Origin of the sequence: Sphingomonas ginsengisoli An et al. 2013 (assembly GCF_009363895.1) — a bacterium.
Classification (GTDB): domain Bacteria; phylum Pseudomonadota; class Alphaproteobacteria; order Sphingomonadales; family Sphingomonadaceae; genus Sphingomicrobium; species Sphingomicrobium ginsengisoli.
In genome coordinates this window covers 998,577-1,023,101 of the sequence record NZ_CP045434.1, presented here as the reverse complement: position 1 = coordinate 1,023,101, position 24,525 = coordinate 998,577, and the positions used below count along the sequence as shown (strand labels likewise).

The window sequence follows — 24,525 nt, the reverse complement described above, 5'->3', positions numbered from 1 at the left end:
AAGCCGCTGCCGACGCATTCGTCCCCACTTTCTCGAGCGGGGATGATGTACCGGCCGAGGCGTTAACGACCCTAGCAACCGATCAGGTTAACAACCCTTCAACTTCATTCGGGAAGAAAATCCGGAACGGACAAATAACGCTCGCCGGTGTCGTAATTGAAGCCGAGCACGCATGGCCGTTCACCAAGTTCGGGCAGCTTCTGTTTAATCGCGGCCAGGGTGGCGCCCGATGAAATCCCGACCAGCATGCCCTCCTCGCGGGCGCTGCGGCGGGCCATTTCCTTGGCGTCGGCGGGGTCGACCTGGATGGTCCCGTCGAGCAGGTCGGAGTGAAGGTTCGACGGGATGAAGCCGGCGCCGATCCCCTGGATCGGGTGCGGCCCGGGCTGGCCGCCCGAGATGACGGGCGAAAGTGTCGGCTCGACCGCGAACACCTTGAGCTGGGGGAACTTGGCCTTGAGCACCTCGGCGACGCCGGTGATGTGACCGCCGGTGCCGACCCCGGTGATCAGCGCGTCGAAGCCCTCGGGGAAGTCGGCGATGATCTCCTGCGCGGTGGTGTCGCGGTGGACCTGGATGTTGGCGGGATTGTCGAACTGCTGCGGCATCCACGCGCCGGGGGTTTCGGCGACGATCTCCTCGGCGCGGGCGATGGCGCCCTTCATGCCCTTTTCCTTGGGCGTCAGGTCGAAGGTGGCACCGAAGGCAAGCATCAGGCGGCGCCGCTCGAGGCTCATACTCTCGGGCATGACGAGGACGATCTTGTAGCCCTTGACCGCCGCGACCATCGCTAGGCCGATGCCGGTGTTGCCGCTGGTCGGCTCGACGATGGTGCCGCCGGGCTTCAATTTGCCGCTCTTCTCGGCGTCCTCGATCATCGCCAGCGCGATGCGGTCCTTGATCGAACCGCCGGGGTTGGAGCGCTCGGACTTGATCCAGACCTCCGCGTCAGGGCCGAACAGGCGCTGGATGCGGACGTGCGGCGTCTTCCCGATCGTCTCGAGGATGTTGGTGGCCTTCATGCGGGTTTCTCCTCAGTCACAGCCCTGGCGAGCACCTCTGGCGGCGGGTCGAAGGTTCGCGCCCGCCGAAGTTCGGGAAACAGTTGGGACCACGCACCCGCAATAACAATGGCCGCGGCGCCGCCGAACACCACCGCGCCGACCGGGCCGAGCATGGCAGCGAACAGCCCGGACTGGAGTTCGCCCAGTTCATTGGAGGCCGAGATGGCGAGCCCCGAGACGGCCGAGACCCGCCCGCGCATCATGTCGGGGGTGTGGAGCTGGACCAGGCTCGAGCGGACGTAGACGCTGAGCATGTCGGCGGCGCCGAGGCCGGCGAGGATGAGCAGGCTCGCCGGGAAGTTGCGCGACAGGCCGAAGAGGATGGTGGCGAGGCCGAACGCGGCGACCGCCCAGAGCATTTTTACCCCGACGTTGCGGTGGAGCGGGCGGACCGCGAACACCGCGGCGACCACCGCGGCGCCGACCGCCGGCGCGGCGCGGAGCAGGCCGAGCCCCTCGGTCCCGACTGCGAGGATGTCGCGGGCATAGACCGGCAGCATCGCGGTCGCACCGCCGAGCAGGACGGCGAATAGATCGAGCGTGATCGCGCCTAGGAGGAAGCGGTGGCCGCGGACGTAGGTCAGTCCGTCGACCATCTGGCGGATAGGATGGGGATGACCCTCGATCTTCGGTGGGACGATGCGGCGGATGGGGGTGATCAGCAGCATCGCCGCGATCATCAGCGCGGCGGCGGTCCAGTAAGGCGCGCTCGGGTGGGCGGCATAGAGGAAGCCGCCGAGCGCTGGGCCGGCGACGGTGGCGCTCTGCCAGGCGATGGAGGAGAGCGCGATCGCCTTGGGCAGCAGCTCGGGCGGAACGATGTTGGGGGCGATCGCCGACATCGCCGGACCGACGAATACGCGGGCGACGCCGTGGAGCGCGGCGAGGGTGAATAGCAGCGGCAGGGTGAGCCAGCCGTTCATCGTCGCCAGCCCGAGCATCAGCGCGATCGAGGCGTCTATCCCGTTGGCGAAGCGCGCCACGGTGCGCCGCTCGAAGCGGTCGGCGACCCAACCGGCGACGGGGGTCAAAAAGGCGAGCGGCACGAATTGCGCGGCGCCGAGCAGGCCGAGGACGAAGGAGGCTTCCTTGATCGACATGCCATAATGGGCGCGGGCGGTGTCGTAGACCTGGTAGCCGATGATCACTACCATCCCCATGGTCGAGATCACCGCGCAGAAGCGGGCGAGCCAGTAGAGCCGGAAATCGCGGATCGCGAGGGGGGAAGTGGGCACGAGGCGGCGTTAGCGACGGGGGCGGGGGAGGGCAATCGCGGGTCGCGCGGGCCGTGCCTTACTTGTCGCGCCGTGCCCGCTCGACCTGTTGCTTGAGCGCGCGGCGAATGTCGCCGCGCTGGGACGGGCCGGTGCCGAATTCACGCGCGCCGTAGAGGGCGCGGAGATAGCTGAAGTCCCATGTGGTGAGACCCGCGGGCACGACTGCGTCCTTGGGGGCATCGAGGACCTTGAGGACGGTTGGGGTGCGGCCTTGCTGCACCCGGGCCGGATCGGCGCCGGTGAGGAAGCGCATCGCCGCATAATCGGCGAGCTGGTCGCGCGTCAGCCCGGCGAGGCCGCGCTGTTCGACCACCAGCACGGCGACGTCGAACACCGGGCGGGTGCGGTCGCCGAGCCGGCTGGCCGACGCGCCAAGGCGCATCGGGGTCATGTCGGAGGCGTCGTTCAGCGCCTGGCCGGTGTCGGTGACCTTGCCGCCGAGCTGCCACGCGGTCGCATAGCCCGGGGTGCGCAGCAGCGCGCGTAGCGGGGCAGGGTCGAGGTTGCCGAGGGCGTCGGGCTGGCGCTCGGCCAGCAGGCGAACGAAGGCGCGCTTGTCGGGAGTGGCGATGAGCAGCATGTTGGGGCGGCAGGACGGTACGCCGACCTTGACCCCGACCGCGCTCGCCACCGTCCGCAGCCGCGCCGCGATCGCCGCCGCATCCTCTTTCGCCAGCCCCTGCACGGCGGGGCAGAAGCTCGCGGCGAGCACGCCGACCTGCTCGAGCGGGTGGGGCGCAAGCGAGCCGACGAAATCCTTGACCTGCCGATCGACGTCGGGCGCGGCGGTCACGGTGACAATTGGAGGCTCGGCGGGCGGCGGCGGCGCGACCGGCGGCGGCGCGGCCGCGAGCGGCGCGGTCACGGCGGCGAGGGCGATGAATGAGACAATACGCACGGTCGGCTCCCGAACGGTCAATGGCCGCTGCCGGCCCGCGCCGGGATCGGGCGGAGCTTGAAGGCGGTGATGGCGGTGGTGAAGCGGCATTCGAACGACTGACGGCCGCTGGCGCCGGTAACCGTGCCCCAGACGGTCAGCCGGTCCACGCTGTCCTGGACGACGTCGATGATCGCGACGGTGCCGAGCGGCGCGGCGCGGGCGGTGCAGGCGGCGCGGGCCTGCGGGGCGAGCGCGGCATTGCTTTGTGGCCTGCCCTGCGCCTCGCGCGCGGCCATGCCGGCGGCGCCCGCGACCATCCCGGCGACGCAGCCGGCGAGCGGGAGGAGGAGTAGAGCGGCGACGACCGGGCGTGGGGCTGGCATGAGCGGCAGGCTAGCGGGACCGACCGCTGCTGGACAGCCCGCACGGGCGCGGCGAGACTAAGTCGCCGCAGCAGCAGGAGTCGCGTTGACCATGGCCGCAGGAGCAATCGATGTCGCCGCCATCATGGGCGGGCTCTACGGCGACGGGATCATCGGCTGTCCCGGTGCCTTCACCGCGGAATGGGCCGACCGGATGGCGGCCGACGTCTGGCGGGTGTGGGAACGGGTCAAGGACCGGCCCGGCGGGGCGCTGCCGCGCGGGCCGCACCGCTTCTATGTTGAGGTCGCGCCGGAAGACCTTTCGGGCTTCGTCGACATCGTCACCCACCCGTGGTTCGTCGCGGTGTGCGAGGCGGTGCTGACGAAGGATTATCGGATCGTCGAGGTCGGCTTCGACATTCCCTTCCCCGGCGCCGAGGATCAGCCGTGGCACCGCGACTTCGCCGCCCCGGCCGAGACGCTGGCGGGGCGGCGGCTCAACAGCCTGGCCTTCAACCTGACCTGCGTCGACACGCGTCCCGAGCACGGCCCGTTCGAGATCGCGCCGGGGACGCAGTGGGATGCGATCGAGGGTGCGAAGGACGGGATGTTCCCGGAACCGGCGGGGTGGGAACGGTATGAACAGCGCGCGGTGCGAAAGCTGCCGCGGCGCGGGGACATGGCGGCGCGCTCGGCGCTGACCATCCACCGCGGCACCGCCAACCGCTCGAACGAGCCGCGTCCGGTGGTGGTGGTCGGGGTCGATGCCCCCGGGGCGACCAATGCCGCGCACCACGATCTGCAGGTGACAAGAGCATATCTCGACGCGCTGCCCGCGCGGGTGCGCGACCATTTGACCTGCCGGGTGGTCGACCGGGTTACGATGATCGAGCAGCACCATGTGATCGAGGGGCTGCTGTAGGTCTGCCTGCGGGAACCGTCGCCCGCCGTGCGCGCTGAGGGGCGAAAGACCTTCAGGAGTAGATCAAAATGGGCAACATGCTAGGCGCGCTGATCGGCGCGGCGATCGACCGCGAGGACGGCGACAGCGGGATCAAGGGAGCGATTGTCGGAACGGTCGCGGAGGGTGCCATCCGCGTGCTGGCGCCGGTGCTGCTGACCTATGCGCTTGGCTGGGCAGTACAATATGGCGTCGCCAAGGGCTGGCAGGCGATCACTGGCAACGACCCGGCGCAGACCGGGCGGCTGCGCTCGGCCTGACGCTGCGGGGGCCTGGTCTCCGAATGTAGAAACCAGGCCCCCACCTGCGCAGGCGCGACTTATTGCGCGCTTAAGGGGATCGCGCTGCCGCTGGTGTCGGCGGCGGTGCCGCGATTGTCCTGCGTGAGGAAGCTCACCACGTCCTGGCAGAAGCGCGCCTTGTCGGTCTCGAAGATGCCGTGCGGGCTGCCGTCGTAGCTGATGAGCTGCGCGTGGGGCAGGGCTTCGGCGACCTTCTTGGCCGTGCCTTCGAACGGAACGGTCTTGTCGCTGGTGCCGTGGATGATCAGCGTCGGAACGCCTTCGAAGGCGGGCAGGTCGGGACGGAAGTCTGTGCTCGCCCAGGCCTGCGCCGCGGCATAGGTCGAGCGCGCGCTGGCCATGTTGGCCTGCTGGAAGGCGCTGTCGAGCACGCCGGCGCTGACCGGCTGGCTGACCAGGCCGACTCCAAAGAAGTCCTTAAGGAAGGACTGGAGGAAACCGGCGCGGTCGGTCGTCATCTGCTTGACGATGTCGTCGAGCGCGATCTGGGGGACGCCATCGGGATAATCGTCGGCCTGCGCCACCTTGGGGACGACCGAACTGGCGAGCACCGCGGCGCTGACCCGGCCGCGGCCCTGCTTCGAAAGCAGGCGGGCGACTTCGCCGCCGCCCATCGAAAAGCCGACCAGCGCGACCGGCTGGCTGATGCCCGCATCCTCGAGAATGGCGACGACGTCGTCGGCGAACGTGTCGTAGTCGTAGCCGTCCCACGGGCTGTCCGAGCGCCCGAAGCCGCGACGGTCGGGGATGATGGCGCGCTTGCCGGCCTCGACCAGCTTGATGCCAAGATCGTCGAACGTGTCGCCGGTGAGCGGCCAGCCATGCATGAGGACGACGGGATCGCCGCGGCCCCAGTCCTTGTAATAGAGCATGGTGCCGTCTTTGGCCTTGGCATAGGGCATCGGGAATCTCCTTGGGGGGAGCGGCGTCAACGGCCCGGACCGCCGACTGTTGCGTGTGTTCCTCCTTTGTTCTAGGCTTTATTTCGATGGCCAAATTGAAGTCCCGCTATGTCTGTCAGGCCTGCGGATCGGCCCAGTCGCGCTGGCAGGGGCAGTGCCCCGATTGCGCCGAGTGGAACACGCTGACGGCCGAGGCGGCCAACGTGACGGTATTCTCGGCCAAGCATGACCTCCACAGCGGCGGCCGGGCGGTCGAGCTGGTGGAGCTCGACGCCGCGGTGGCGCTGCCCGAGCGGGTGCCCACCGGGATCGCCGAGTTCGATCGCGCGGTCGGGGGCGGGCTGGTACCGGGCTCGGCGATGCTGCTGGCGGGCGATCCGGGAATCGGCAAGTCGACGCTGCTGCTGCAGGCCGCGGCGGCGATCGCGCGGAGCGGGCGCGGCGCGGTCTACATCTCGGGCGAGGAAGCGGTCGACCAGGTCCGGCTGCGCGCGTTGCGGCTGGGCGCGGCAGGAGCGCCGGTGCGGCTGGCGAGCGTGACCAGCGTGCGCGACATATTGACGACGCTGGGCGAAGGGCCGCCGCCGGCGTTGCTGGTGATCGATTCGATCCAGACCATGCATTCGGACCTGATCGAGGGCGCGCCGGGGACGGTCAGCCAGGTGCGGGCGAGCGCGCAGGAATTGATCCGCTTCGCCAAGGACCGCGGCACCGCTTTGATCCTGGTGGGCCACGTCACCAAGGACGGCAGCATCGCGGGCCCGCGCGTGCTCGAGCATATGGTCGACGCGGTGCTCAACTTCGAAGGCGAGCGCAGCCACCAGTATCGCATCCTCCGCGCGGTCAAGAATCGCTTCGGCGGGACCGACGAGATCGGCGTTTTCGCGATGGAGGGTGCGGGGCTCGACGAGGTGCCCAATCCGAGCGCCCTGTTCCTGACCAAGCGCGACGATCCGGTCAGCGGGACGGCCATCTTCCCGGCGCTTGAGGGGACCCGGCCGGTGCTGGTCGAGATCCAGGCACTGGTGGTGCGGCTGGCGAGCGGGGCGACCCCGCGCCGCTCGGCGGTCGGCTGGGACAGCGGTCGGCTGGCGATGCTGCTGGCAGTGCTCGAAGCGCGCTGCGGGGTGAGCTTCGCCACCGCCGAAGTCTATCTCAACGTCGCCGGCGGCTACCGGCTGCAGGACCCGGCGGCGGACCTCGCGGTGGCCGCTGCCTTGGTCTCGGCCCTCTCTGAGCGGCCGGTGCCGAGCGAGGCAGTGGTGCTGGGCGAAGTCGCGCTGTCGGGCGAGGTGCGCCCGGTCGCGCACGGGGCCCTCAGGATGAAGGAAGCTGCTAAGCTGGGGTTCGAGCAGGCGTGGGTCCCGGCGGGGGTCGAGGGCACCAACGGCATCCGCACCGCCAATTTCGGGCAGGTGCGCCAGCTGGTCGAGCGGATCCTCGGCCGCTGAGCAACTTTCCGGTAAGCTCGCCGCGCTAAACCCGTCGGCGCAAATCGGGGGGGTATGCGTGGATCAACGAGGATCGTTCGGCCGCAAGGCATTGCCTGGCTTCGCTCCGGAGCCGGCGCCGTCGACGGTCGCGCCGCCGGCCTTCACGCCTACGCGCGCATCGTTCGACTTCGCCGCTAGCAGCGACCCCGGTCCGTGGCTGAAGCGCGGGCTGCTCGCGCTGCTGACGCTGCCGCTGGCGATCCTGTTCGTTGACAGCCTGGTCTCGGGCACCGAGCTGATCACCCCCATCGACCATCAGGGGCTGGTCGTGATGCGCTGGCTGGGCGCGGCCGACGGGCTGTTGCTGTGGCTGGTGGTGCGCAAGGAAGATGCGATCCGGAACCGCACGCTCGGACGCCGGATCATCATCTGCGTCGGGCTGCCGCTGATGATGGTGCTCGCCTTCGACGCGCTCGCCTGGCGGCTCGCCAATTGGGGGGCGTTCGGCGGCTCGGACGCGGCCTTCGAGACCGCTTCCTACCCGATCAAGTCGCTCAACCACGGCCGCAAGGGGCGGCGCGATTCGATCACCATCGACCCCTTTGGCGTCGGCGAATCGTCGCATATCCCGATCCCCAGCTGGCAATATTCGCAGCTGCTGGGGACCGCGAGCGGGCAATGCGTCGAGGTCCAGCAGCGCCGCGCGGCCAGCGGCGCCATTCAAATCAAGACTGACGGGCAATATGTGCTGCAGGAGCCGGCACCGGTCAGGATCACCAGTTGCTAGGCTGAGCGCGGGTCTGGCCAGCGCCGCCTTGCTTGGGCTAGCGCTGGGGGATGACCGCGCTCGACGTCTTCGTGCTGATCCTGCTTGGCGGCGGTGCCCTGGTCGGGTTCGTCCGCGGCTTCGTCCATGAGGTGCTGAGCCTCGCCGCCTGGCTCGGCGCGGTGGTGGCGATCAAGCTCTTCCACGCCCCGGTCACCGACTATGTCATGGCGTTCGGGCGGGGGCCGTCGTCGGCGGCGATCATCGCCTTCGCCATCCTGTTCCTGCCGACCTATTTCATCATCCGCGTGCTCGCCGCGCGGGCCGGCCGCGCCAGCCGTCGGTCGGTGCTGGGGCCGATCGATCGCGGGCTCGGCGGCGGGTTCGGGATGCTCAAGGGGCTGGTCACCGCGACGCTGGTTTTCCTGCTCGCCAACTTCGCCACCGACCTGCGCTACGGCCCGACCGCCGAGCGGCCGGCGTGGATGACGACGAGCCGGACCTTTCCGCTGTTGAACGCCAGCGGCCACGCGATCGTGGACATGGTCGACCGCTACCGCCATGCGGCCCCGGCCAAACCATGATCAAGCTTCACGACACCCAGGCGCGCGAGAAGCGCGCATTCGTCCCCGGCGAGCCCGACCGGATCACCCTCTACGTCTGCGGGCCGACGGTCTATGGCCGCGCGCACATCGGCAATGCCCGCCCACCGGTGGTGTTCGACGTGCTGCGGCGGTTGCTCGAGCATGAGTATCCGAGCCATGAGGTAGTCTTCGCGCGCAACATCACCGACGTGGACGACAAGATCATTGCCGCGGCGGCGAGCGAGGGGGTGGCCCCCGACGTCATCACCGCGCGGTGGGAGCTGGCCTACCTCGACGACATGCGCGCGCTCGGCGTGCGCGACCCGAGCATCGCGCCGCACGCGACGCAGGAAATTGGGCCGATGGTGGCGATGATCGCTGACCTCATCGAGCGCGGCCACGCCTATGCGGCCGAGGGGCATGTGCTGTTCGATGTCGGTTCGGACCCCGATTACGGCGCGCTCAGCCGCCGCGACCGCGAGGCGATGCTGGCGGGCGCGCGGGTCGAGGTCGCGCCCTATAAGCGCAGTCCCGGCGACTTCGTACTGTGGAAGCCGAGCGAGCCAGACGTGATCGGCTGGGAGTCGCCGTGGGGGCGCGGCCGGCCGGGCTGGCACATCGAATGTTCGGCGATGATCCGCGCGCATCTGGGCGAGACGATCGACATCCACGGCGGCGGGATCGACCTCGTCTTTCCGCACCACGAGAATGAGGCGGCGCAGAGCCGCTGCGCGCATGGCGGAAAGCCGCTGGCGCGTTACTGGGTGCACAACGGCTTCGTCGATTTCGGCGCTGAGAAGATGTCGAAGAGCCTCGGTAACGTAGTGACCCCGCGGGAACTGTTCGACGCGGGGCACAAGGGGGAGGTGCTGCGGCTGGCGCTATTGAGCGCGCACTATCGCTCGCCGCTGCCATGGACAGAGTCGCTGGTGGCGCAGAGCAAGGCGGTGCTGGACGTATGGTACCGGCTTCTCTCAGATTTAGAGAGATTTGCACACGACGATCCTACCGATGAAGTCGATTGGCAATTTCTTGAGGCTCTTCGAGACGATGTGAACACGCCAGCAGCGATCTCTCGCTTAAACCGCCTTGCTGATAACCTGCGGCAACTTCGGAATCAGTGGGCGCATGCGACTGAAGATTCCGTAGAGTTTGCCGGGATCGCCGAAAACATGGCGATCTTTCGAAATTCAGTCAGGCTGTTGGGCCTGCTGACTGAAACTTTCGAGTCCTGGTTCCGCGGCGACGGCGACAGTGCGGTCGACGCCAAGGTCGCCGAGCGGACCGCCGCCAAGCAGGCGCGCGATTTTGCGGCGGCGGACCGGATCCGCGACGAGCTCAAGGCCGAGGGCATCTTGCTCGAGGACGGGCCGGTCGGGACGACGTGGCGGCGGGCGTGAGCTTCTTTTTTCTGGACCACCGTCCGCTCGTCCCGAGCGGAGCGCAGCAAAGTCGAGGGGCGTTTCGCGAGGCGCCCCTCGACTTCGCTCGGGACGAGCGGACGGGTAAGCGCTTGGTTCTGCCATGAGTGACCCTGTCTACACGCTCGACATCCTGCGGCTGGCGACATCGTTGCCGCTGGCGACCACGCTGGCCGAGCCTGACGGGCGGGCCGAGCGGCGGTCGGTGACGTGCGGGAGCCGAATCGCGGCCGAGGTGCGGCTGGTCGATGGCCGGGTGGCCGAGGTCGCGCAGGCGGTTCAGGCGTGCGCGTTCGGGCAGGCGAGTGCGGCGCTGCTGGGTGGATATGCGGTCGGGCGCACCCCGCTCGAGCTGGCGGCGGCGCGGGTGGCGTTGCGTGGCTGGCTGGGCGGGGCGGGGTCGCCGCCGTCCGGCTACGAGGTGCTCGAACCCGCGCGGACCAAGACCGGGCGGCATGGCGCGATCCTGTTGCCGTTCGACGCGCTGATCGCGGCGCTCGACGCGGCACTCGAGGAACGGGTCGAATGACCGAGCTGCTGACCGGCCTTGCGGTGATGCTCGGGATGGCGGTCGCTTGCGTCGCCTTATTCCGGAAATTGGGGCTCGGCGCGACGCTCGGCTACATCGTCGCCGGCGCGCTGATCGGGCCGCAATTGCTCGGCCTCGTCGGCAGTGCCGACGCGATCATGCAAGTGAGCGAGGTCGGGATCGCCTTCCTGCTGTTCCTGGTCGGGCTCGAGCTCCAGCCGAGCCGGCTGTGGCGGCTGCGCAAGGACATCTTCGGGCTGGGGCTCGCGCAGGTGGTGATCGCCGGGGTCGCGCTGTCGCTGCTGCTGCGCTTCGGGGTGGGGCTGTCGTGGGGCGCCAGCTTCGCAGTCGGAATGCCGCTGGCGCTGTCGTCGACCGCGCAGGTGCTGCCGATGCTGCGCTCGACCGGCGAGATGAACTCGCCCTACGGCGAGCGCGCCTTCTCGATCCTGCTGCTGCAGGACCTCGCGATCATCCCGCTGATCACCGCGGTGGCGGCGCTGAGCCGGGTGCCCGATCCGAGCGCGCCGTCGGGGCTGATGCTGGGGGCCTATACCGTCGGCGCGGTGATCGGGCTGGTGCTGGTCGGGCGCTTCCTGCTCAACCCGGCGTTCCGCCTGATCGGCCGGCTGCAAGAGCGCGAGCTGTTCGTGGTGGCGGGGCTGTTCACCGTCATCGCCGCCGCCGCGCTGATGCATCAGCTCCACCTGTCGGTCGCGCTCGGCGCCTTCGTGGCGGGCGTCATGCTGGCCGAGAGCCCCTATCGCCACGAGCTCGAAAGCGATGTCGAGCCGTTCCGCTCGATCCTGCTCGGCCTGTTCTTCATGTCGGTTGGAATGCTGCTCGACCTGTCGGTGATCGCTGCGCGGCCGCTGATGGTGTTCGGGCTGGCGGCGGCGATCATCCTGATCAAGGCGGCGGTGCTTTACCCGCTCGCCCGCGGGTTCAAGATGAGCCAGGGCCGCGCGATCAGCCTGGCGCTGCTGCTCAGCCAGGCGGGCGAGTTCGGCTTCGTGCTGTTCGCCCAGGCCAAGAACGCGCTGCTGATCGCGCCCGAGACCGCCAGCCTGTTCGGCGCGGTGGTCACCCTGTCGATGGCGACGACGCCGTTCCTGATGCGGCTGATCGGCTGGCTGCAGGCGCGCGCGCCGGCCGACCCGGTCGACCTCGAAGGCCCCGAATATTCGCCCGAGACCAATGCGATCGTGGTTGGTTACGGTCGCTTCGGCCAGACGGTGGCACAGATGCTGATGGCCAAGAAGATCCCGGTCACGCTGATCGACCTGAAGGCGACCCAGATCGAGCTGGCGGGCGAGTTCGGGACCAAGGTCTATTATGGCGACGGCCTGCGGATCGACCTGCTGCGGACCGCGGGGGCCGAGGGCGCCGAGGCGATCCTCTTTTGCCACGACGACCGGACGATGAGCCGCGACCAGCTCGAGCCGATCATCGAGGCTTTTCCGCAGGCGCGGATCATGGTCCGCGTGTTCGATCGGCGGCAGGCCATGGACTTCAGCGAATTGCGCCTGGGGCTAGTTCAGCGCGAATTGTTCGAGAGCGCGGTGACGATGGGCCGCGAGGCGCTGCGCCAGCTCGGCATCGCCGAGCGCGAGGTCGGGCGGGTCGAACGCGCCTACCGGCAGCGCGACGGCGAGCGGCTCGAGCTGCAGGCGGCGAGCGGCGACCTCCACAGCGGCATGGACCGCAGCTTCAGCGTCGACAACACGCTGCCCGACGAGCCGCGCGCGCCCGCTGCTTAAGCGGCGCGGGCGAGCAAGTCGGCGAGGCGGGCGGGCTCGACCCCGTCGCTGAGGAAGGCGCGGCCGATGCCGCGGGTCAGCACCAGCTTGAGGCGGCCGCCCTCATTCTTTTTGTCGGCGCCCATCAGCGGCAGGAGATCGGCGCGGTTGAGCGCGACGTCGACGAGGCGGGTGGGCAGGCCGACTTCGTGGAAGTGGGCGGCCACCCGGTCGGCGTCGGCGCGCGAGCAGAGGCCGAGCTCGACCGAGAAATCGTGGGCGAGGACGCAGCCGAGCGCGACCGCTTCGCCGTGGAGGATCGTGCCGAGGCCCGCCGCGCTCTCGATCGCGTGGCCGAAGGTGTGGCCGAGGTTGAGCAGCGCGCGCACGCCCTTGGTGTCGTCGACGTCGGCGGTGACGAAACGCGCCTTGCTGGCGATGCTTTCGTGCACCGCATGGCTTCTCAGTTCGAGGTCGCCGGTGAGCAGGGCCGCGCCGTTCGCCTCGCACCAGGCGAAGAAATCGGGCTGGTCGATCAGCCCGTATTTGACCACCTCGGCATAGCCGGCGCGGAGCTGGCGGGGGTCGAGGGTGTCGGTGAGCGAGGGGTCGGCGAGAACTAGCGCGGGCTGGTGGAACAGGCCGACGAGATTCTTCTGCCCCTCGACGTCGATCGCGGTCTTGCCGCCGACCGCGCTGTCAGCCTGGGCGAGGAGGGTGGTGGGGAGGTGGATGACCGGCAGCCCGCGCTTGAACAGCCCGGCGGCGAGACCGGCGAGGTCGCCCACCGCGCCGCCGCCGAACGCCACTATGGGGCGCTTGCGGTCGAGGTTGCGCGCGGCAAAGGCGGCGACCAGAGCTTGGAGATGGGGCCATTGCTTGGCCTCCTCGCCTTCGGGGACGAACAAGGGGTCGCAGGGCACCAGCCGTTCGAGTGCCGGGCCGTGGAGGGCCCAGACCCTGGGTTCGGTGATCACCGTGACTGGCCGCTCCGCGCCGAGCCGCGCGAGGAAGTCGGCGGAGGCGGCGAGGGGGCCGACGACCACTTCGTAGCGGGTGTCGCCGGCAATGATCTCGATCACGCTCATCGTTCGTCCAGATAGCGTTCGAGCGCGGCGACGATGGTCTCGACCACCTCGCCATGCGTGCCGCCAAGGCTCGGCACGCGGATATGCGCCTCGGCATATTGCGGGCGGCGCTGCGCCATCAGATTTTCGAGGATCTGGTCGCGCGGGCCCTTGTTGAGCATCGGCCGGGTCTCGGGGCGGCGGGCGGTGCGCTCGGCAAGGAGGTCGGTGGGCGCATCCAGCCAGACGGTGATCGCCTTGTCGTTGAGCAGGCGGCGGGTCTGCTCGTTGATGTAGGCGCCGCCGCCGGTAGCGATGATCCGCACCCCGCCGTCGATCAGCCGGGCGACCAGCCGCCGCTCGCCGTCGCGGAAATCCTGCTCGCCATAGCGTTCGAACACTTCGCCCGCGGGAAGTCCGGCGGCATCCTCGATTGCCGCGTCGCTGTCGATGAAGGGCAGTGCGAGGCGGCGCGCGAGGCGGCGGCCGACGGTCGATTTGCCCGCGCCCATCAGCCCGACCAGCACGACGGGCCGGTCGAGCCGGGCGGTCAGTGCGGAGTGGTCGCGCGGGCTCATGTCGGTCGGGGCTATACAGGCGGTCGGCGCTTCGGCAAAAGCCCGCCTCATGGCTATCCAGAAGCGTCCGCCCCATCCCGCCCGGGGGCCGGTTACCCTGCTCGTCGTGCTGGTCGTCCTGATCGGCGCGATGGTGCTGATCTCGCGCCACGCGCATCCGGTTCCTCCCAAGCCGATCGAGGTCGACGTCGCCCGTGGCCAACCGGCTTAAGCTCTTCTGGCTGCTGGCCGGGGCAGCCGGCGCGGTCGCGCTGGCGCCTGCGTTGGCGCAAGAGGTGCTGCTGCCGCCCGGCTTCGGTAATGTGCCTGCGCCGGCCCCGCAGAACAATGGCCAGGCGCCTGCTGCCAACGGCCAGACAACCGCGCCCCCCGCCGCTGACACGAGCACGGCCGACGAAGGCGGCGACCTCGTCGAGACCAGCGATCTCGGCAATGAGGATTTGCCCGCGCCGCCGCCGCCGGTCGAGATGCCCGACGCCTCGCGCCGCGACCCGCGGCTCGTCGGCGCGATTGATCCCGAGCATTGGGGCTTCGGCGCCAATCCCTGGGGCAGCGCCGACGGCAGGTTCCTGAGCGGACTGCTGCGGCGGCAATCGACCCCGCTGCCCTCGCGCTGGCTACAGATCACCTTGCGTAATGCGCTGCTGGCGCGGGCCGAGGCGCCCGCCGGGGTCAACGGCGCCGACTGGGCCGCCGAACGCGCTTGGCTGTTGCTGCGGATGGGCGAGGCCGATGCCGCGCGGATGATCGTCAGCGGAGTCGATGTCGCGGAGTTCAGCCCCAAGCTGACCCAGGTCGCGGTGCAGTCGGCGCTGGCCAACGCCGATCCGGCCGGCCTCTGCCCGCTCAAGGACAAGCTCGGCCAAGCCGACGCGCGAATCGCCCCGCTGGTGCAGGCGATGTGCGCCTCGCTCGAAGGCGAGGGCGCCAATGCCGCCTCGCAGATCGACCAGGCGCGGCGCCGCGGCCGGATCGGCGGGATCGACCTGACGCTCGCCGACAAGGTGGTCGGGGCGGGCGAAGGCACCGGCCGCGCGGCGACGATCGAGTGGGAGCCGGTCGACGCACTGACCAGCTGGCGCTTCGGCCTCGCCGCGGCGACGGGCATGCTGCCGCCGGCGCGGCTGTTCGACGCGACCAGCCCGCAGGTGCGGGCGTGGGCGGCGCGTGCGCCGCTGCTGGCGGCCGACGTGCGGCTGCCGGCGGCACGGACGGCGGCGGGGCTGGGGGTGTTCTCCTCGGCCGCGCTGGTCGACCTTTATTCGCAGATCTACGATTCGACCGATCCGTCGGACCTGCCGGGGACCGACGCATTCCGGCTCCGCACGGCGTTCGTCGGCAAGACGGTCGACGCGCGCCTCGATGCGATGCGCGCGCTGTGGAAAGTCGGCGAGGGCGAGCTCGAGAAGAGCGCCGGCCATGCGCTGCTCGCGCTGGCAGCGACCCGCATCACCCCCGACGCCAAGCTGCAGAAGGAAGCGCCCGACCTCGTCGCCTCGATGCTGGCGGGGGGCTATGACAGTCAGGCGGCACGCTGGAACGCGGTGCTCGGTGACATGGAAGAAGGGCCGGCCGACCGGGTGTGGGCAATGCTCGCGCTCGGTACCGACGCCCGCGGGCTCGACCTCAGCGCCAGCCGCATCCAGGGCTTCATCGACCGCGACAACAGCCGCGACCACCAGCGCAGCAAGCTGCTGGTGGCGGGGCTGGCGGGGACCGGTCGGATCAACGGCGAGACGCTGGCGAAGCTGAACGAGAAATATGAGCTCGGGCTCGGCGCGGCCTCGGTATGGACGCGGCTGGCCGACGGTGCCGGGCGGCGGCACCAGGCGGGTACGGCGGCGGTGCTGGCGGGGATCGGGCTGCAGTCGCCAAGCTTCACCCGCGTGCCGGCGTGGCAGCTGCTGCACGCGCTGGCCGCGCTGCGCGGCGCGGGGCTCGACTATAATGCGCGGATGATCGCCGCCGAGGCGCTGGCGCGGACGTGAGCCCGGACGACCGGCTGCTGGTCGACCGCTTCTGCGAGATGCTGGCCGCCGAGGCGGGCGCCGCGCGTAACACGCTGCTCGCCTATCGCGCCGACCTTGCCGCCGCCGCCGAGACGGTGCCCGACCTGGGGTCAGCGAGTGGCGAGGACCTCGGCCGCCTCGCCGAAGCCTGGGCCGCGCTCGCCCCGTCGACCGTGTCGCGGCGGGCGGCGGCGCTGCGGCGCTTCTATGGGTTCCTCCACGAGGAAGGCGTGCGGAGCGACGATCCGTCGGCGTCGCTGCCGCGGCCGCAACTGGTCCGCCCGTTGCCGCGCATCCTCGAGCCGGCCGAGGTCGACGCGATGTTCCACGCCGCCGAGGACCGGGCGGCGAGCGGGCAGCCCAATGCGCTTCGCAATCTTGCCTTGCTCGAGCTGCTTTACGGGTCGGGACTGCGCGCAACCGAACTGGTCAGCCTGCCGCGCATCGCGCTGCGGCCGGGGCAGCCGTTCCTGATCCTCAAGGGCAAGGGCTCCAAGGAGAGGCTGGTGCCGATTTCGGAGCGAGCCCATGCCGCGGTCGCCGCGTGGCTGCCGCACGTTCCCGGCAAGACCGGCTTTCTGTTCCCGGGCGGCAAGGCGCATCTGAGCCGGGTGCGATTGTTCCAGCTGGTCCGGGCGATGGCCGCCGACGCCGGCATCGCGCCCGAGCGGGTCAGCCCGCACGTCCTGCGCCATGCCTTCGCCACCCACCTGCTCGCCGGCGGGGCCGACCTGCGAGCGCTGCAGGCGCTGCTCGGCCATGCCGACATCGCGACCACGCAAATCTACACGCATGTCGACAGCGGGCGGCTGGTCGAGCTGGTCAACCGGGCGCACCCGCTTGCCACTGACCGCCGCCCGGCCTAGGTCGCGGCCCTCATGACGACCTACCTCGATTTCGAAAAGCCGATCGCCGAGCTGGAAACCCGTGTCGCCGAGCTGCGCGAGACCGCCAGCAGCGGCGAGATCGACATCGATTCCGAGATCGGCAAGCTCGAGACCAAGGCCGAGCGGCTGCTCAAGGACACGTACGCCCGGCTGACCCCGTGGCAGAAGACGCAGGTCGCGCGCCACGCCGAGCGGCCGCACTTCAAGGACTATGTCGCTGGGCTGACCGACGACTTCCTGCCGCTCGCCGGCGACCGCAACTTTGCCGACGACCAGGCGATCGTCGGTGGGCTGGCGACGATCGACGGGCGCAAGGTCGTGCTGATCGGGCATGAAAAGGGCGACGACACCGCCAGCCGCCTCCGCCACAATTTCGGGATGGCCAAGCCCGAGGGCTATCGCAAGGCGATCCGCCTGATGGAACTGGCCGACCGCTTCGGGCTGCCGCTGGTGAGCCTGGTCGACACGCCCGGCGCTTTCCCCGGGGTTCAGGCGGAAGAGCGCGGGCAGGCCGAGGCGATCGCCCGCTCGACCGAGCAATGCCTCGCGCTTGGCGTGCCGCTGGTGGCGGTGATCGTCGGCGAGGGCGGCTCGGGCGGGGCAGTCGCCATCGCCACCGCCAACCGGGTGTTGATGTTCGAGCATGCGGTCTATTCGGTGATCTCGCCCGAGGGCTGCGCCTCGATTCTGTGGCGGACCGCCGACAAGGCCGCCGACGCCGCCGAGGCGATGAAGATCACCGCCGCCGATCTGCTCAACCTCAAGGTCATCGACCGGATCGTGCCCGAGCCGCTCGGCGGCGCGCATCGCGATCCGGCAGCGGCGATTGCCAGCCTGAAGACCGCGATCGGCGAGGAGTTGGCGGCGCTCGACGGGCTCGACCCCGCCGCGCTCCGCCGTGCGCGGCGCGACAAGTTCCTCGCGATCGGCTGAGGCCGCGGGGCAGGAACCCGGCGCAATAACCTCCGTTCAGAAGCGCGACAGGAACGGGGAATAATCTTTCGCTTATGATCAGGAAGAGCTTGCTGCTGCTCGGCGCCGCGCTGGTCGCCGCCGCGCCTGGCCTTGGCACCGCGCAGACCACCGGCCGGCAATTGTCGCCCCGCTATGTGCAGGAAGCGCAGCGCGACAATGCGGCGCTGGTCGCCGAATTCGGCGGCGCCGAGACCGGCGCGCGTGCAGCCTATGTCAGCGAGGTCGGTCGGCGGATGGCGGCGCAATCGGGGGTCGACCCGCGCTTCTTCCGCTTCACCACCTTGAATTCGGCGGTCGAGAACGCGTTCTCGGTTCCCGGCGGCTACGTCTACCTGACCCGTCAGCTGATGGGGCTGATGAACAACGAGGCCGAACTGGCCTTCGTCATGGGGCATGAGGTCGGCCATGTCGCCGCCGACCACGCCCAGGCGCGCGAGCAGGCCTCGCGGCGCAACAGCGTCGGCGGAATCCTGGGCGTGATCCTCGGAAGCGTGATCGGCGGCGGATTCGGCGATGCGATCGGGCAAATGGCGGCGCAGAGCTCGGCGCTGAGGACCTTAAGCTTCAGCCGCGCGCAGGAATATCAGGCCGACCAGCTCGGCGTCGCTTACCTGACCCGCGCGGGCTATGACCCGATGGCGTCGGCGACGATGCTGGCGGCATTGGCGCGGGCCGATGCGCTCGAGCTCCGCGTGCAGGGACGCGGCTCGCGGCAGACGCCCGAGTGGGCGCAGACCCATCCCAACAGCGAGAACCGCGTGGTGCAGGCGGCGCAGCTGGCGCGGCAGACCGGGCGGGCAGGAGCCGGCGTCGTCAACCGCGACGCGTTCCTCGCGCAGGTCAACGGGGTGACGGTCGACGACGATCCGGCGCAGGGGATCATCGACGGGCGGACCTTCACCCACCCCGACCTCAAGCTGCAATTCTCGGTCCCGGCCGGTTACCTCATGCAGAATGGGACCGACGCGGTCTCGATCAGCGGCAGCGCGGGTAAGGCGGAATTCTCCACTGCGCGGTTCACCGGCGACCTCCAGGCCTACATGGCCGGGGTGCTGCAGGAGCTGACCGACGGCAAGATCCCGCTGCAGGTGACCGACACCAACCGGATCAGCATCAATGGCATCCCGGCAGCGTACGTCATCGCCCGGGCACAGACCTCATCGGGCGTCGTCGACGTCAGCGTGTTCGCTTATCAGTTCTCGCCCACGCAGGCCTATCATTTCGTGATGATCACGCAGGGCGGGCAGGGGGTCGGGGCGTTCGTGCCGATGGTCAATTCGCTGCGCCGGATCAGCGCGGCCGAGGCGGCGCAGATCCGCCCGCGGGTGATCGAGGTGGTGACAGTGCGGCCGGGCGACACCGTGCAGTCTCTTGGAAATCGGATGGCCTACCGCGACTATCAGGTCGAGCGGTTCGTGTCGTTGAACGGGCTCGCCGCCAACGCGCGGCTGGTCCCTGGTCAAAAGGTCAAGCTGGTCGTCCTGGGAACGCGGAACAGGAGCTGACGACCGGCCTGGCAGTCCGGCGTCGCTTAGGACGCCGGCGGCTGCATCGCGGTGACGACGCGGGTCTTGATGATGTCCCACATCCCGCCGGCACCGCCGCCCAGCGCGTTGAACGCGCCGATGCAGGCCACCGCGATCAGCGCGACGATCAGGCCGTATTCGATCGCAGTCGCCCCGTCTTCGTCACGGCGCAGCTTGCGCAACATCAATCGGACAGCGCTCACGCCACCCTCCTCTGGTCCACGTCCACGGCACGGCGATAGCGCACCGCAGGTTAACAAGACGTAGGGATGGGCCGGTTATCCGGTCGTTAGGGACGTTTGTTGTCCGCCGGGGTCCAGGCCGAGAAGTGGATCAGCTCGACCGTCTCGACCGTGCCCTGCGCATCGCCGGCGGCGGCGAAGGCGGCGCGGGCGGCGGCGAGCGCGGCGTGTGTGAGCGGACGGCGGCTGCGCTGCACGAGCGCGTTGGTGGCGCCCATGCCCCTCAGGTCGGCGATGAGGTCGTCGAAACGACGGTAGCGCAGGCGAACGCGGTCGACGTCTACCACTGGCAGGTCGAACCCGGCGTCCTGCAACAGTCCGGCAAAACCGGCCGCGGCGACGCGCGGATGGATCCGCGGCGCGACCCCGCCACCCTGCGCCTGGTCGGCGGCGAGCATCGCGCCGCGCAGCACTGGCAACGTATCGTTGCCGGGGAAGGCGCCGACGAACAGGGCCTCGGGGGCGAGCAGGTGGCGGACGACCTGGAGCAGAGCGGGAAGCTCGGGCGCGGTGTCGAGCTCGCCGAGCACGATCAGCAGGTCGAGGCTGCCCGGCGGAAAGGCGGCGAGTTCGTCGAGCGAAGGAGCGAGCAGCAATTGCTCGGCGGCGGCGCCGAGCGGGCTGGCAAGACCCGGCTCGGGGGCGCCTACCACCAGGCCGCGCCCGAAGCGGCGGCTCACCAGCGCGAGCCGCTCGGCCAGTTCCTCGATCACTCGTTCGGCAAGGAAGGTGCGCGGCCCCTTGGCGAGCGCGCGGGCGCGGCGGGCGGCGAGGGCTTGCTCATCGAACAGGGGTTCGGCCATGATGCGCCTGTGCCGGTCGCAGTCAGGATGGACAAGCCTGTTGAGCCCGCGCGCGTTGCTGACCCTGCCGTTCCGTTTTGCCTTGGACTTCGCGCTGCCGCCGCGCTGCGCGGGCTGCGGCGCGGTGGTGGCCGAGGTCGGGCTGTTCTGCGCGTCCTGCTGGCCCGAGATCGAGTGGTTGGCGGGCGGGTGCGGGCGGTGCGGCCTGCCGCTCCGCAGTACCGAGGCGGAACTTTGCGCCGGCTGTCTCGCGGGGGGCGGTCGGCTCGACCGGATTCGCGCCGCGGTCGCCTATGACGAACGTGCGCGGAGCCTCGTCCTGCGCCTCAAATATGGTCGCAAGACCGCGCTGGCGCGGGTGATGGCGGGCTATATGCAGCGCCCACTGCGCGACTTGCCACCCGATGCCCTGCTGGTGCCGGTGCCGCTCCATCGCAGCCGGTTGTGGAGCCGCGGCTTCAACCAGGCGGCGCTGATCGCGGCGGTGCTGGCACGGGGCTCGGGGCACCAGGCCGATCCGTTCGTCCTTGAACGGCGGCGGCGGACACCCAAGCTCAAGGGCATGACGGTCGCCGAACGGAAGCAGACGGTGCGGGGCGCATTCGCGCTGCGCGCGGGCAAGGATGTCCGCGGGCGGCATCTCATTCTGGTCGACGACGTTTATACCAGTGGCTCAACTGCCGAGGCCTGCGCCCGGCTGCTCAAGCGCAAGGGGGCGGCGAGCGTGTCGCTGCTCGCCTGGGCGCGGGTGGTCGCTCCGCAGCGCATCGGTTAGGACGGCCCGAAACCAAGCAAGCGGAGGTGCCGCGTGGCGCGTGTCGAAATCTATTCCAAAAGCACTTGTCCCTATTGTTTCCGGGCCAAGGACCTCCTGCGGAGCAAGGGCGTCGCGGCCGAGGAACATAATATCGACGCCGGCGGCCCGAAGCGGGCGGAGATGATCGATCGCGCCGGGCGGACGACCGTGCCGCAGATCTTCATCGACGGGCGTCATGTCGGCGGGTGCGACGACCTGTTCGCGCTCGAGCGCGAAGGCAAGCTGGACGCACTGCTCGCCGCATGAGCCGGATCGCGATCCTCCAGGCGCAGACCGGGATCGACCCGGCGCGCAACGCCGCCGACCTCGTCGAGGCGGTGCGGCAGGCGCGGGCCAGCGGGGCCGACATGCTGTTCACGCCCGAGATGAGTGGCCTGCTCGACAAGGAGCGCGCGCGCGCGTCGCAGCATTGGCGGCTCGAGGAAGAGGAGCCGGTGCTCGCCGCGGTGCGCGAGGCTGCCGCGCGCGAGGGACTGTGGGTCCACCTCGGCAGCCTCGCGGTGCGCAGCGGCGAGGGCGAGCTGCTCGCCAACCGCGGCTTCGTGATCGATCCGGCGGGCGCCATCCGTGCGCGCTACGACAAAATCCATTTGTTCGACGTCGACCTGCCGACCGGCGAGAGTTGGCGCGAGTCGGCGGTCTATCGGCCCGGTGACGGGACGGTGGTGGTGCGCGATACGCCGGTCGGCGCGCTGGGCCTAACCATCTGCTACGACCTGCGCTTTCCCGCGCTGTTCGCGGCGCTGGCCGAAGCGGGCGCGGAGACGATCGCGGTGCCGGCGGCGTTCACCGTCCCGACCGGCCAAGCGCATTGGGCGACGTTGCTCAAAGCGCGCGCGATCGAGGCCGGGCTGTTCGTGGTCGCGGCGGCGCAGGCCGGCACCCATGAGGACGGGCGCACCACCTACGGCCACAGCCTGGTGGCGGGTCCGTGGGGCGAAATGCTGCTCGAAATGGACGGCGCACCGGGGATGGGGTTTGCCGAGATCGAGCTTGGCCGGATCGCGGAAGTTCGCAGCCGGGTTCCGGCGCTCAGCCATCGCCGACCGATCCCGCCGGTGCGCGTCGCATGATTGATTTGCCGCCTGCGCCTCCTGTAGGGCTGCGCGGACGGCCCCGTAGCTCAGCAGGATAGAGCGCCAGATTCCTAATCTGTAGGTCAGTGGTTCGAATCCACTCGGGGTCACCATCGTCGCCAAGGGAGCAAGCAAGTGCTGGGCCGGCTGTTCACCAATCACCCGAAGTCCCTGGGGATGAGCTGGGCGGGTCATGCCGTCGGCGCGGTCCGCATCGGTGGCGAGATGATCGGCGCGGGGACCGCGTGCCTGATCCACGCGGTGGTGCCGGGCGTGTTCACCGAGACCGCCGGGCGGACGGTGGTCCGGCTTCACGACTATATGCAGAAGCGCAAGCACGGCAGCCCCGACTGGCCCGATTATGAAATCTGACGAGACCGGCGACACGCCGGTCGCGATTGTCGGAGGCGGGTTCTCGGGGACGATGACCGCGCTGCAGCTTGCCCGCCGCGGGGTCGCCAGCGTGGTGATCGACGGCTCGGGGCTGGCCGGGCGCGGGGTGGCCTATTCGACCACCGATCCGGCGCACGTGCTCAACGTGCCGGCCGCCAAGATGAGCGCGTGGCCCGACGCGCCCGAGCATTTCGCAGGCTGGAGCGGGCTGCCCGGCGGCGCCTTCGCGGAGCGGCGCGCCTTCGGCCGCTACCTGTCCGAGCAATTTGCCGAAAGCGCGGTGCCGCTGGTCGAGCAGACGGCCGCCGGTGCCGAGCGCACCACGAATGGCTGGCGCGTGCGCTTGGGCGAAGGCAGCACGCTCGACGCGCGCGCGCTGGTGCTGGCGCAGGGCAACCAGCCGCCGGCGCCGCTGGCGGTCGCGGAGGGCCTGCCGCCTGAGCTCTACGTCGCCAATCCGTGGACCGCCGAGGCGCGCGCCGCGATCGCGCGCGCCGCCGAGCGCGACAGCGACGTGCTGATCATCGGCACCGGGCTGACCATGGTCGACACGGTGCTGTCGCTGGTGGCGGCGGGCCACCGTGGGCAGATCACCGCGCTGTCGCGGCGCGGGTTGGTACCGCGCGCGCACGCCGACCCGGCCCCGCCGCCCGCGCCGGTCGAGCTGAGCGAAGTCCCGCTGGGCTCGGTCACCCGCCTCTCGCGCTGGCTGCGGCGGCGCTCAGGCGAGGTCGGCTTCCGCGCCGCGGTCGATTCGCTGCGGCCGCACAGCCACGCCATCTGGCAGAGCTTCGACCAAACCGAGGAAGCGCGCTTCATCCGCCACGCGCGGCCGTGGTGGGACATCCACCGCCACCGCATCGCGCCCGACGTCGCGGCGCAGCTCAAGGAGCTGATCGCCGCGGGCAAGCTGCGGATCATGGCCGGGCGGCTCAATTCCCTGCGCGACGAGGGCGGCGAGGTGAGCGCGACGATCCAGCGGCGCGGCGACGGGATCGTCGAGCGGCGCTTCTGCCTCGCGGTCAATTGCACCGGTCCGCTGGGCGAGATCGCGAGGACCCGCGATCCGCTGCTCGCCGACCTCCTCAGCCGTGGCGAGGTTCGCCCCGACCGCTTCGGCATCGGGCTCGAGGTCGATGCGCACGACCGGGCGGGGGCGGGGCTGTGGGCGCTCGGGCCCCTGACCAAGGGCCGCTATTGGGAAATGACCGCGGTTCCCGATATTCGTGGGCAGGCGGCCGCGGTGGCCGAGGACATCAGCGCGGAGCTGGCGAGGCGATGAGCGACACCCCCGACGACGGCGACTTGGTGGGACCGCCGCCCAAGCTGCCGGTCCCCGACGACGTCGCCGACGCGGTCCGCACGCTCATTCGCTGGGCGGGCGACGACCCCGCGCGCGAGGGGCTGCTCGACACCCCCAAACGGGTCGCGCGGGCGTGGAAGGAATATGCCCGCGGCTATGACGAGGACCCGTCGCACCACCTCAGCCGGACCTTCAAGGAAGTCGGCGGCTATGACGAGATCGTGCTGCTGAAGGACATCCCCTTCCAGTCGCATTGCGAGCATCACATGGCGCCGATCATCGGCAAGGCGCACATCGCCTATCTGCCGCATAACCGGGTGGTCGGCATCTCCAAGCTGGCGCGCGTGCTGCACGGCTTCGCCCGCCGGCTGCAGGTGCAGGAGCGGCTGACCGCCGAGGTCGCCGACTGCATCTGGGAGCATCTCCAGCCCAAGGGCGTCGCGGTGGTGGTCGAGGCGACCCATGCCTGCATGACCGCGCGCGGGGTCAATACGCCGGGCGTGATGATGACCACCAGCCGGATGATGGGCACCTTCCGCGAGGACGAGCGCAGCCGCAAGGAAGTGCTGGCGCTGATCGGCCGGCCAAGCGCTTGAACCAAATGTAACTTTGCCGAGGGAGCCGGCGGC

28 protein-coding genes and 1 tRNA gene are annotated in these 24,525 nt (G+C 70.0%); 20 read left to right on the top strand and 9 right to left on the bottom strand.

Going from position 1 to position 24,525, the window contains the following annotated elements; all coding sequences use genetic code 11:
- Positions 1 to 104: 104 nt before the first annotated feature.
- The 4 genes from cysK to GCU42_RS04935 are packed head-to-tail and all read right to left on the bottom strand — an operon-like array spanning position 105 to position 3,604.
- Complete coding sequence (cysK, locus tag GCU42_RS04950; protein ID WP_114226505.1) at positions 105 to 1,022, bottom strand: cysteine synthase A; 918 nt, start codon at positions 1,020 to 1,022, stop codon at positions 105 to 107.
- Positions 1,019 to 2,299, bottom strand: coding sequence for an MFS transporter (locus GCU42_RS04945; RefSeq protein WP_114226504.1), 1,281 nt, complete (start codon positions 2,297 to 2,299; stop codon positions 1,019 to 1,021). Before GCU42_RS04945 ends, cysK begins: the two co-directional genes overlap by 4 nt.
- A 58-nt stretch (positions 2,300 to 2,357) precedes the next feature.
- Positions 2,358 to 3,239, bottom strand: a complete 882-nt coding sequence (locus GCU42_RS04940; RefSeq protein WP_114226503.1) for a hypothetical protein — start codon at positions 3,237 to 3,239, stop codon at positions 2,358 to 2,360.
- Between the two features lie 17 nt (positions 3,240 to 3,256).
- Complete coding sequence (locus GCU42_RS04935; protein ID WP_114226502.1) at positions 3,257 to 3,604, bottom strand: hypothetical protein; 348 nt, start codon at positions 3,602 to 3,604, stop codon at positions 3,257 to 3,259.
- A 91-nt stretch (positions 3,605 to 3,695) separates the two neighbouring features.
- Here GCU42_RS04935 and GCU42_RS04930 point away from each other — a divergent pair, with 91 nt between their 5' ends.
- Complete coding sequence (locus GCU42_RS04930; protein WP_114226501.1) at positions 3,696 to 4,505, top strand: phytanoyl-CoA dioxygenase family protein; 810 nt, start codon at positions 3,696 to 3,698, stop codon at positions 4,503 to 4,505.
- 68 nt (positions 4,506 to 4,573) lie between these two features.
- Positions 4,574 to 4,804: a hypothetical protein gene (locus GCU42_RS04925; protein ID WP_114226500.1), complete on the top strand. Its 231-nt coding sequence runs from the start codon at positions 4,574 to 4,576 to the stop codon at positions 4,802 to 4,804.
- Positions 4,805 to 4,863: 59 nt separating this feature from the next.
- Here the strand turns inward: GCU42_RS04925 and GCU42_RS04920 are convergent, their stop codons facing one another.
- Complete coding sequence (locus tag GCU42_RS04920) at positions 4,864 to 5,748, bottom strand: alpha/beta fold hydrolase (protein WP_114226499.1); 885 nt, start codon at positions 5,746 to 5,748, stop codon at positions 4,864 to 4,866.
- An 86-nt stretch (positions 5,749 to 5,834) separates the two neighbouring features.
- Here GCU42_RS04920 and radA point away from each other — a divergent pair, with 86 nt between their 5' ends.
- The 6 genes from radA (at position 5,835) to GCU42_RS04890 (ending at position 12,241) form a co-directional block, all read left to right on the top strand.
- Positions 5,835 to 7,199 (top strand): DNA repair protein RadA, encoded by a 1,365-nt coding sequence (gene radA / locus GCU42_RS04915; protein ID WP_114226498.1) that lies wholly within the window; start codon positions 5,835 to 5,837, stop codon positions 7,197 to 7,199.
- Positions 7,200 to 7,257: 58 nt separating this feature from the next.
- Entirely contained in the window at positions 7,258 to 7,968 is a 711-nt protein-coding gene (locus GCU42_RS04910; protein WP_152569449.1) for a hypothetical protein, read from the top strand.
- A gap of 50 nt (positions 7,969 to 8,018) precedes the next feature.
- A complete protein-coding gene (locus tag GCU42_RS04905; RefSeq protein ID WP_114226496.1) occupies positions 8,019 to 8,531 on the top strand; it encodes a CvpA family protein in 513 nt (170 codons plus the stop codon).
- Positions 8,528 to 9,931 carry a cysteine--tRNA ligase gene (cysS, locus tag GCU42_RS04900; RefSeq protein WP_114226495.1) on the top strand — a complete coding sequence of 468 codons (1,404 nt, stop codon included), beginning with the start codon at positions 8,528 to 8,530 and terminating at the stop codon, positions 9,929 to 9,931. The genes GCU42_RS04905 and cysS overlap by 4 nt, the downstream gene beginning before the upstream one ends.
- Before the next feature lie 124 nt (positions 9,932 to 10,055).
- On the top strand, positions 10,056 to 10,481 hold the full coding sequence (locus tag GCU42_RS04895) for an iron-sulfur cluster assembly scaffold protein (RefSeq protein ID WP_114226494.1): 426 nt from the start codon (positions 10,056 to 10,058) through the stop codon (positions 10,479 to 10,481).
- Positions 10,478 to 12,241, top strand: coding sequence for a cation:proton antiporter domain-containing protein (locus GCU42_RS04890; protein ID WP_114226493.1), 1,764 nt, complete (start codon positions 10,478 to 10,480; stop codon positions 12,239 to 12,241). Before GCU42_RS04895 ends, GCU42_RS04890 begins: the two co-directional genes overlap by 4 nt.
- On the opposite strand, the gene GCU42_RS04885 is transcribed toward GCU42_RS04890, so the two are convergent.
- The gene (locus GCU42_RS04885; protein ID WP_114226492.1) at positions 12,238 to 13,308 is read right to left on the bottom strand and encodes a 3-dehydroquinate synthase family protein; all 1,071 of its coding nucleotides are present in this window, start codon (positions 13,306 to 13,308) and stop codon (positions 12,238 to 12,240) included. The genes GCU42_RS04890 and GCU42_RS04885 overlap by 4 nt on opposite strands.
- Positions 13,305 to 13,865, bottom strand: coding sequence for a shikimate kinase (locus tag GCU42_RS04880; RefSeq protein ID WP_114226491.1), 561 nt, complete (start codon positions 13,863 to 13,865; stop codon positions 13,305 to 13,307). The genes GCU42_RS04885 and GCU42_RS04880 overlap by 4 nt, the downstream gene beginning before the upstream one ends.
- 49 nt (positions 13,866 to 13,914) lie before the next feature.
- Between GCU42_RS04880 and GCU42_RS14985 the strand changes: the two genes are divergently transcribed.
- The 5 genes from GCU42_RS14985 to GCU42_RS04860 all read left to right on the top strand — a co-directional run bounded on the left by GCU42_RS14985 (position 13,915) and on the right by GCU42_RS04860 (position 19,241).
- On the top strand, positions 13,915 to 14,076 hold the full coding sequence (locus GCU42_RS14985) for a hypothetical protein (protein ID WP_162789133.1): 162 nt from the start codon (positions 13,915 to 13,917) through the stop codon (positions 14,074 to 14,076).
- Entirely contained in the window at positions 14,060 to 15,853 is a 1,794-nt protein-coding gene (locus tag GCU42_RS04875; RefSeq protein ID WP_114226490.1) for a hypothetical protein, read from the top strand. Before GCU42_RS14985 ends, GCU42_RS04875 begins: the two co-directional genes overlap by 17 nt.
- 38 nt (positions 15,854 to 15,891) lie before the next feature.
- Positions 15,892 to 16,740: a tyrosine-type recombinase/integrase gene (locus tag GCU42_RS04870; protein ID WP_240309445.1), complete on the top strand. Its 849-nt coding sequence runs from the start codon at positions 15,892 to 15,894 to the stop codon at positions 16,738 to 16,740.
- Positions 16,741 to 16,752: 12 nt separating this feature from the next.
- Positions 16,753 to 17,694, top strand: a complete 942-nt coding sequence (locus GCU42_RS04865) for an acetyl-CoA carboxylase carboxyltransferase subunit alpha (RefSeq protein ID WP_114226488.1) — start codon at positions 16,753 to 16,755, stop codon at positions 17,692 to 17,694.
- A 74-nt stretch (positions 17,695 to 17,768) separates the two neighbouring features.
- The gene (locus GCU42_RS04860; RefSeq protein WP_114226487.1) at positions 17,769 to 19,241 is read left to right on the top strand and encodes a M48 family metalloprotease; all 1,473 of its coding nucleotides are present in this window, start codon (positions 17,769 to 17,771) and stop codon (positions 19,239 to 19,241) included.
- A gap of 26 nt (positions 19,242 to 19,267) precedes the next feature.
- Here the strand turns inward: GCU42_RS04860 and GCU42_RS04855 are convergent, their stop codons facing one another.
- Together GCU42_RS04855 and GCU42_RS04850 are read right to left on the bottom strand one after the other, a co-directional pair.
- Positions 19,268 to 19,447: a Flp family type IVb pilin gene (locus tag GCU42_RS04855; protein WP_114226486.1), complete on the bottom strand. Its 180-nt coding sequence runs from the start codon at positions 19,445 to 19,447 to the stop codon at positions 19,268 to 19,270.
- A gap of 104 nt (positions 19,448 to 19,551) precedes the next feature.
- On the bottom strand, positions 19,552 to 20,307 hold the full coding sequence (locus tag GCU42_RS04850; protein ID WP_114226485.1) for an SAM-dependent methyltransferase: 756 nt from the start codon (positions 20,305 to 20,307) through the stop codon (positions 19,552 to 19,554).
- A 40-nt stretch (positions 20,308 to 20,347) separates the two neighbouring features.
- On the opposite strand from GCU42_RS04850, the gene GCU42_RS04845 reads away from it, so the two are divergent.
- From GCU42_RS04845 to folE, 7 genes are all read left to right on the top strand, one after another.
- Positions 20,348 to 21,082, top strand: a complete 735-nt coding sequence (locus GCU42_RS04845) for a ComF family protein (protein ID WP_240309341.1) — start codon at positions 20,348 to 20,350, stop codon at positions 21,080 to 21,082.
- A 33-nt stretch (positions 21,083 to 21,115) separates the two neighbouring features.
- On the top strand, positions 21,116 to 21,370 hold the full coding sequence (gene grxC / locus GCU42_RS04840; protein ID WP_114226483.1) for a glutaredoxin 3: 255 nt from the start codon (positions 21,116 to 21,118) through the stop codon (positions 21,368 to 21,370).
- Positions 21,367 to 22,197: a carbon-nitrogen hydrolase family protein gene (locus tag GCU42_RS04835; RefSeq protein ID WP_114226482.1), complete on the top strand. Its 831-nt coding sequence runs from the start codon at positions 21,367 to 21,369 to the stop codon at positions 22,195 to 22,197. Before grxC ends, GCU42_RS04835 begins: the two co-directional genes overlap by 4 nt.
- Positions 22,198 to 22,236: 39 nt before the next feature.
- Positions 22,237 to 22,313: transfer RNA gene (locus GCU42_RS04830), tRNA-Arg, on the top strand.
- 22 nt (positions 22,314 to 22,335) lie between these two features.
- Positions 22,336 to 22,572, top strand: a complete 237-nt coding sequence (locus GCU42_RS04825; RefSeq protein ID WP_114226481.1) for a DUF6356 family protein — start codon at positions 22,336 to 22,338, stop codon at positions 22,570 to 22,572.
- On the top strand, positions 22,562 to 23,875 hold the full coding sequence (locus GCU42_RS04820) for an FAD/NAD(P)-binding protein (RefSeq protein WP_114226480.1): 1,314 nt from the start codon (positions 22,562 to 22,564) through the stop codon (positions 23,873 to 23,875). The genes GCU42_RS04825 and GCU42_RS04820 overlap by 11 nt, the downstream gene beginning before the upstream one ends.
- Complete coding sequence (folE, locus tag GCU42_RS04815; RefSeq protein WP_114226479.1) at positions 23,872 to 24,492, top strand: GTP cyclohydrolase I FolE; 621 nt, start codon at positions 23,872 to 23,874, stop codon at positions 24,490 to 24,492. Before GCU42_RS04820 ends, folE begins: the two co-directional genes overlap by 4 nt.
- The last annotated feature ends 33 nt before the right edge of the window (positions 24,493 to 24,525 follow it).

What these genes read in the sequence shown, in the direction of transcription:
- GCU42_RS04870 (WP_240309445.1), top strand. Translation starts at nt 15,892, where the DNA reads ATGCTGGCCGCCGAGGCGGGCGCCGCGCGTAACACGCTGCTCGCCTAT.
- GCU42_RS04865 (WP_114226488.1), top strand. Translation starts at nt 16,753, where the DNA reads ATGACGACCTACCTCGATTTCGAAAAGCCGATCGCCGAGCTGGAAACC.
- GCU42_RS04935 (WP_114226502.1), bottom strand. Translation starts at nt 3,604, where the DNA reads ATGCCAGCCCCACGCCCGGTCGTCGCCGCTCTACTCCTCCTCCCGCTC.
- cysK (WP_114226505.1), bottom strand. Translation starts at nt 1,022, where the DNA reads ATGAAGGCCACCAACATCCTCGAGACGATCGGGAAGACGCCGCACGTC.
- GCU42_RS04885 (WP_114226492.1), bottom strand. Translation starts at nt 13,308, where the DNA reads ATGAGCGTGATCGAGATCATTGCCGGCGACACCCGCTACGAAGTGGTC.
- GCU42_RS04855 (WP_114226486.1), bottom strand. Translation starts at nt 19,447, where the DNA reads ATGTTGCGCAAGCTGCGCCGTGACGAAGACGGGGCGACTGCGATCGAA.
- GCU42_RS04895 (WP_114226494.1), top strand. Translation starts at nt 10,056, where the DNA reads ATGAGTGACCCTGTCTACACGCTCGACATCCTGCGGCTGGCGACATCG.
- GCU42_RS04890 (WP_114226493.1), top strand. Translation starts at nt 10,478, where the DNA reads ATGACCGAGCTGCTGACCGGCCTTGCGGTGATGCTCGGGATGGCGGTC.
- GCU42_RS04880 (WP_114226491.1), bottom strand. Translation starts at nt 13,865, where the DNA reads ATGAGCCCGCGCGACCACTCCGCACTGACCGCCCGGCTCGACCGGCCC.
- GCU42_RS04820 (WP_114226480.1), top strand. Translation starts at nt 22,562, where the DNA reads ATGAAATCTGACGAGACCGGCGACACGCCGGTCGCGATTGTCGGAGGC.
- GCU42_RS04930 (WP_114226501.1), top strand. Translation starts at nt 3,696, where the DNA reads ATGGCCGCAGGAGCAATCGATGTCGCCGCCATCATGGGCGGGCTCTAC.
- folE (WP_114226479.1), top strand. Translation starts at nt 23,872, where the DNA reads ATGAGCGACACCCCCGACGACGGCGACTTGGTGGGACCGCCGCCCAAG.
- GCU42_RS04905 (WP_114226496.1), top strand. Translation starts at nt 8,019, where the DNA reads ATGACCGCGCTCGACGTCTTCGTGCTGATCCTGCTTGGCGGCGGTGCC.
- GCU42_RS04860 (WP_114226487.1), top strand. Translation starts at nt 17,769, where the DNA reads ATGATCAGGAAGAGCTTGCTGCTGCTCGGCGCCGCGCTGGTCGCCGCC.
- GCU42_RS14985 (WP_162789133.1), top strand. Translation starts at nt 13,915, where the DNA reads ATGGCTATCCAGAAGCGTCCGCCCCATCCCGCCCGGGGGCCGGTTACC.
- radA (WP_114226498.1), top strand. Translation starts at nt 5,835, where the DNA reads ATGGCCAAATTGAAGTCCCGCTATGTCTGTCAGGCCTGCGGATCGGCC.
- GCU42_RS04920 (WP_114226499.1), bottom strand. Translation starts at nt 5,748, where the DNA reads ATGCCCTATGCCAAGGCCAAAGACGGCACCATGCTCTATTACAAGGAC.
- GCU42_RS04925 (WP_114226500.1), top strand. Translation starts at nt 4,574, where the DNA reads ATGGGCAACATGCTAGGCGCGCTGATCGGCGCGGCGATCGACCGCGAG.
- GCU42_RS04850 (WP_114226485.1), bottom strand. Translation starts at nt 20,307, where the DNA reads ATGGCCGAACCCCTGTTCGATGAGCAAGCCCTCGCCGCCCGCCGCGCC.
- cysS (WP_114226495.1), top strand. Translation starts at nt 8,528, where the DNA reads ATGATCAAGCTTCACGACACCCAGGCGCGCGAGAAGCGCGCATTCGTC.
- GCU42_RS04835 (WP_114226482.1), top strand. Translation starts at nt 21,367, where the DNA reads ATGAGCCGGATCGCGATCCTCCAGGCGCAGACCGGGATCGACCCGGCG.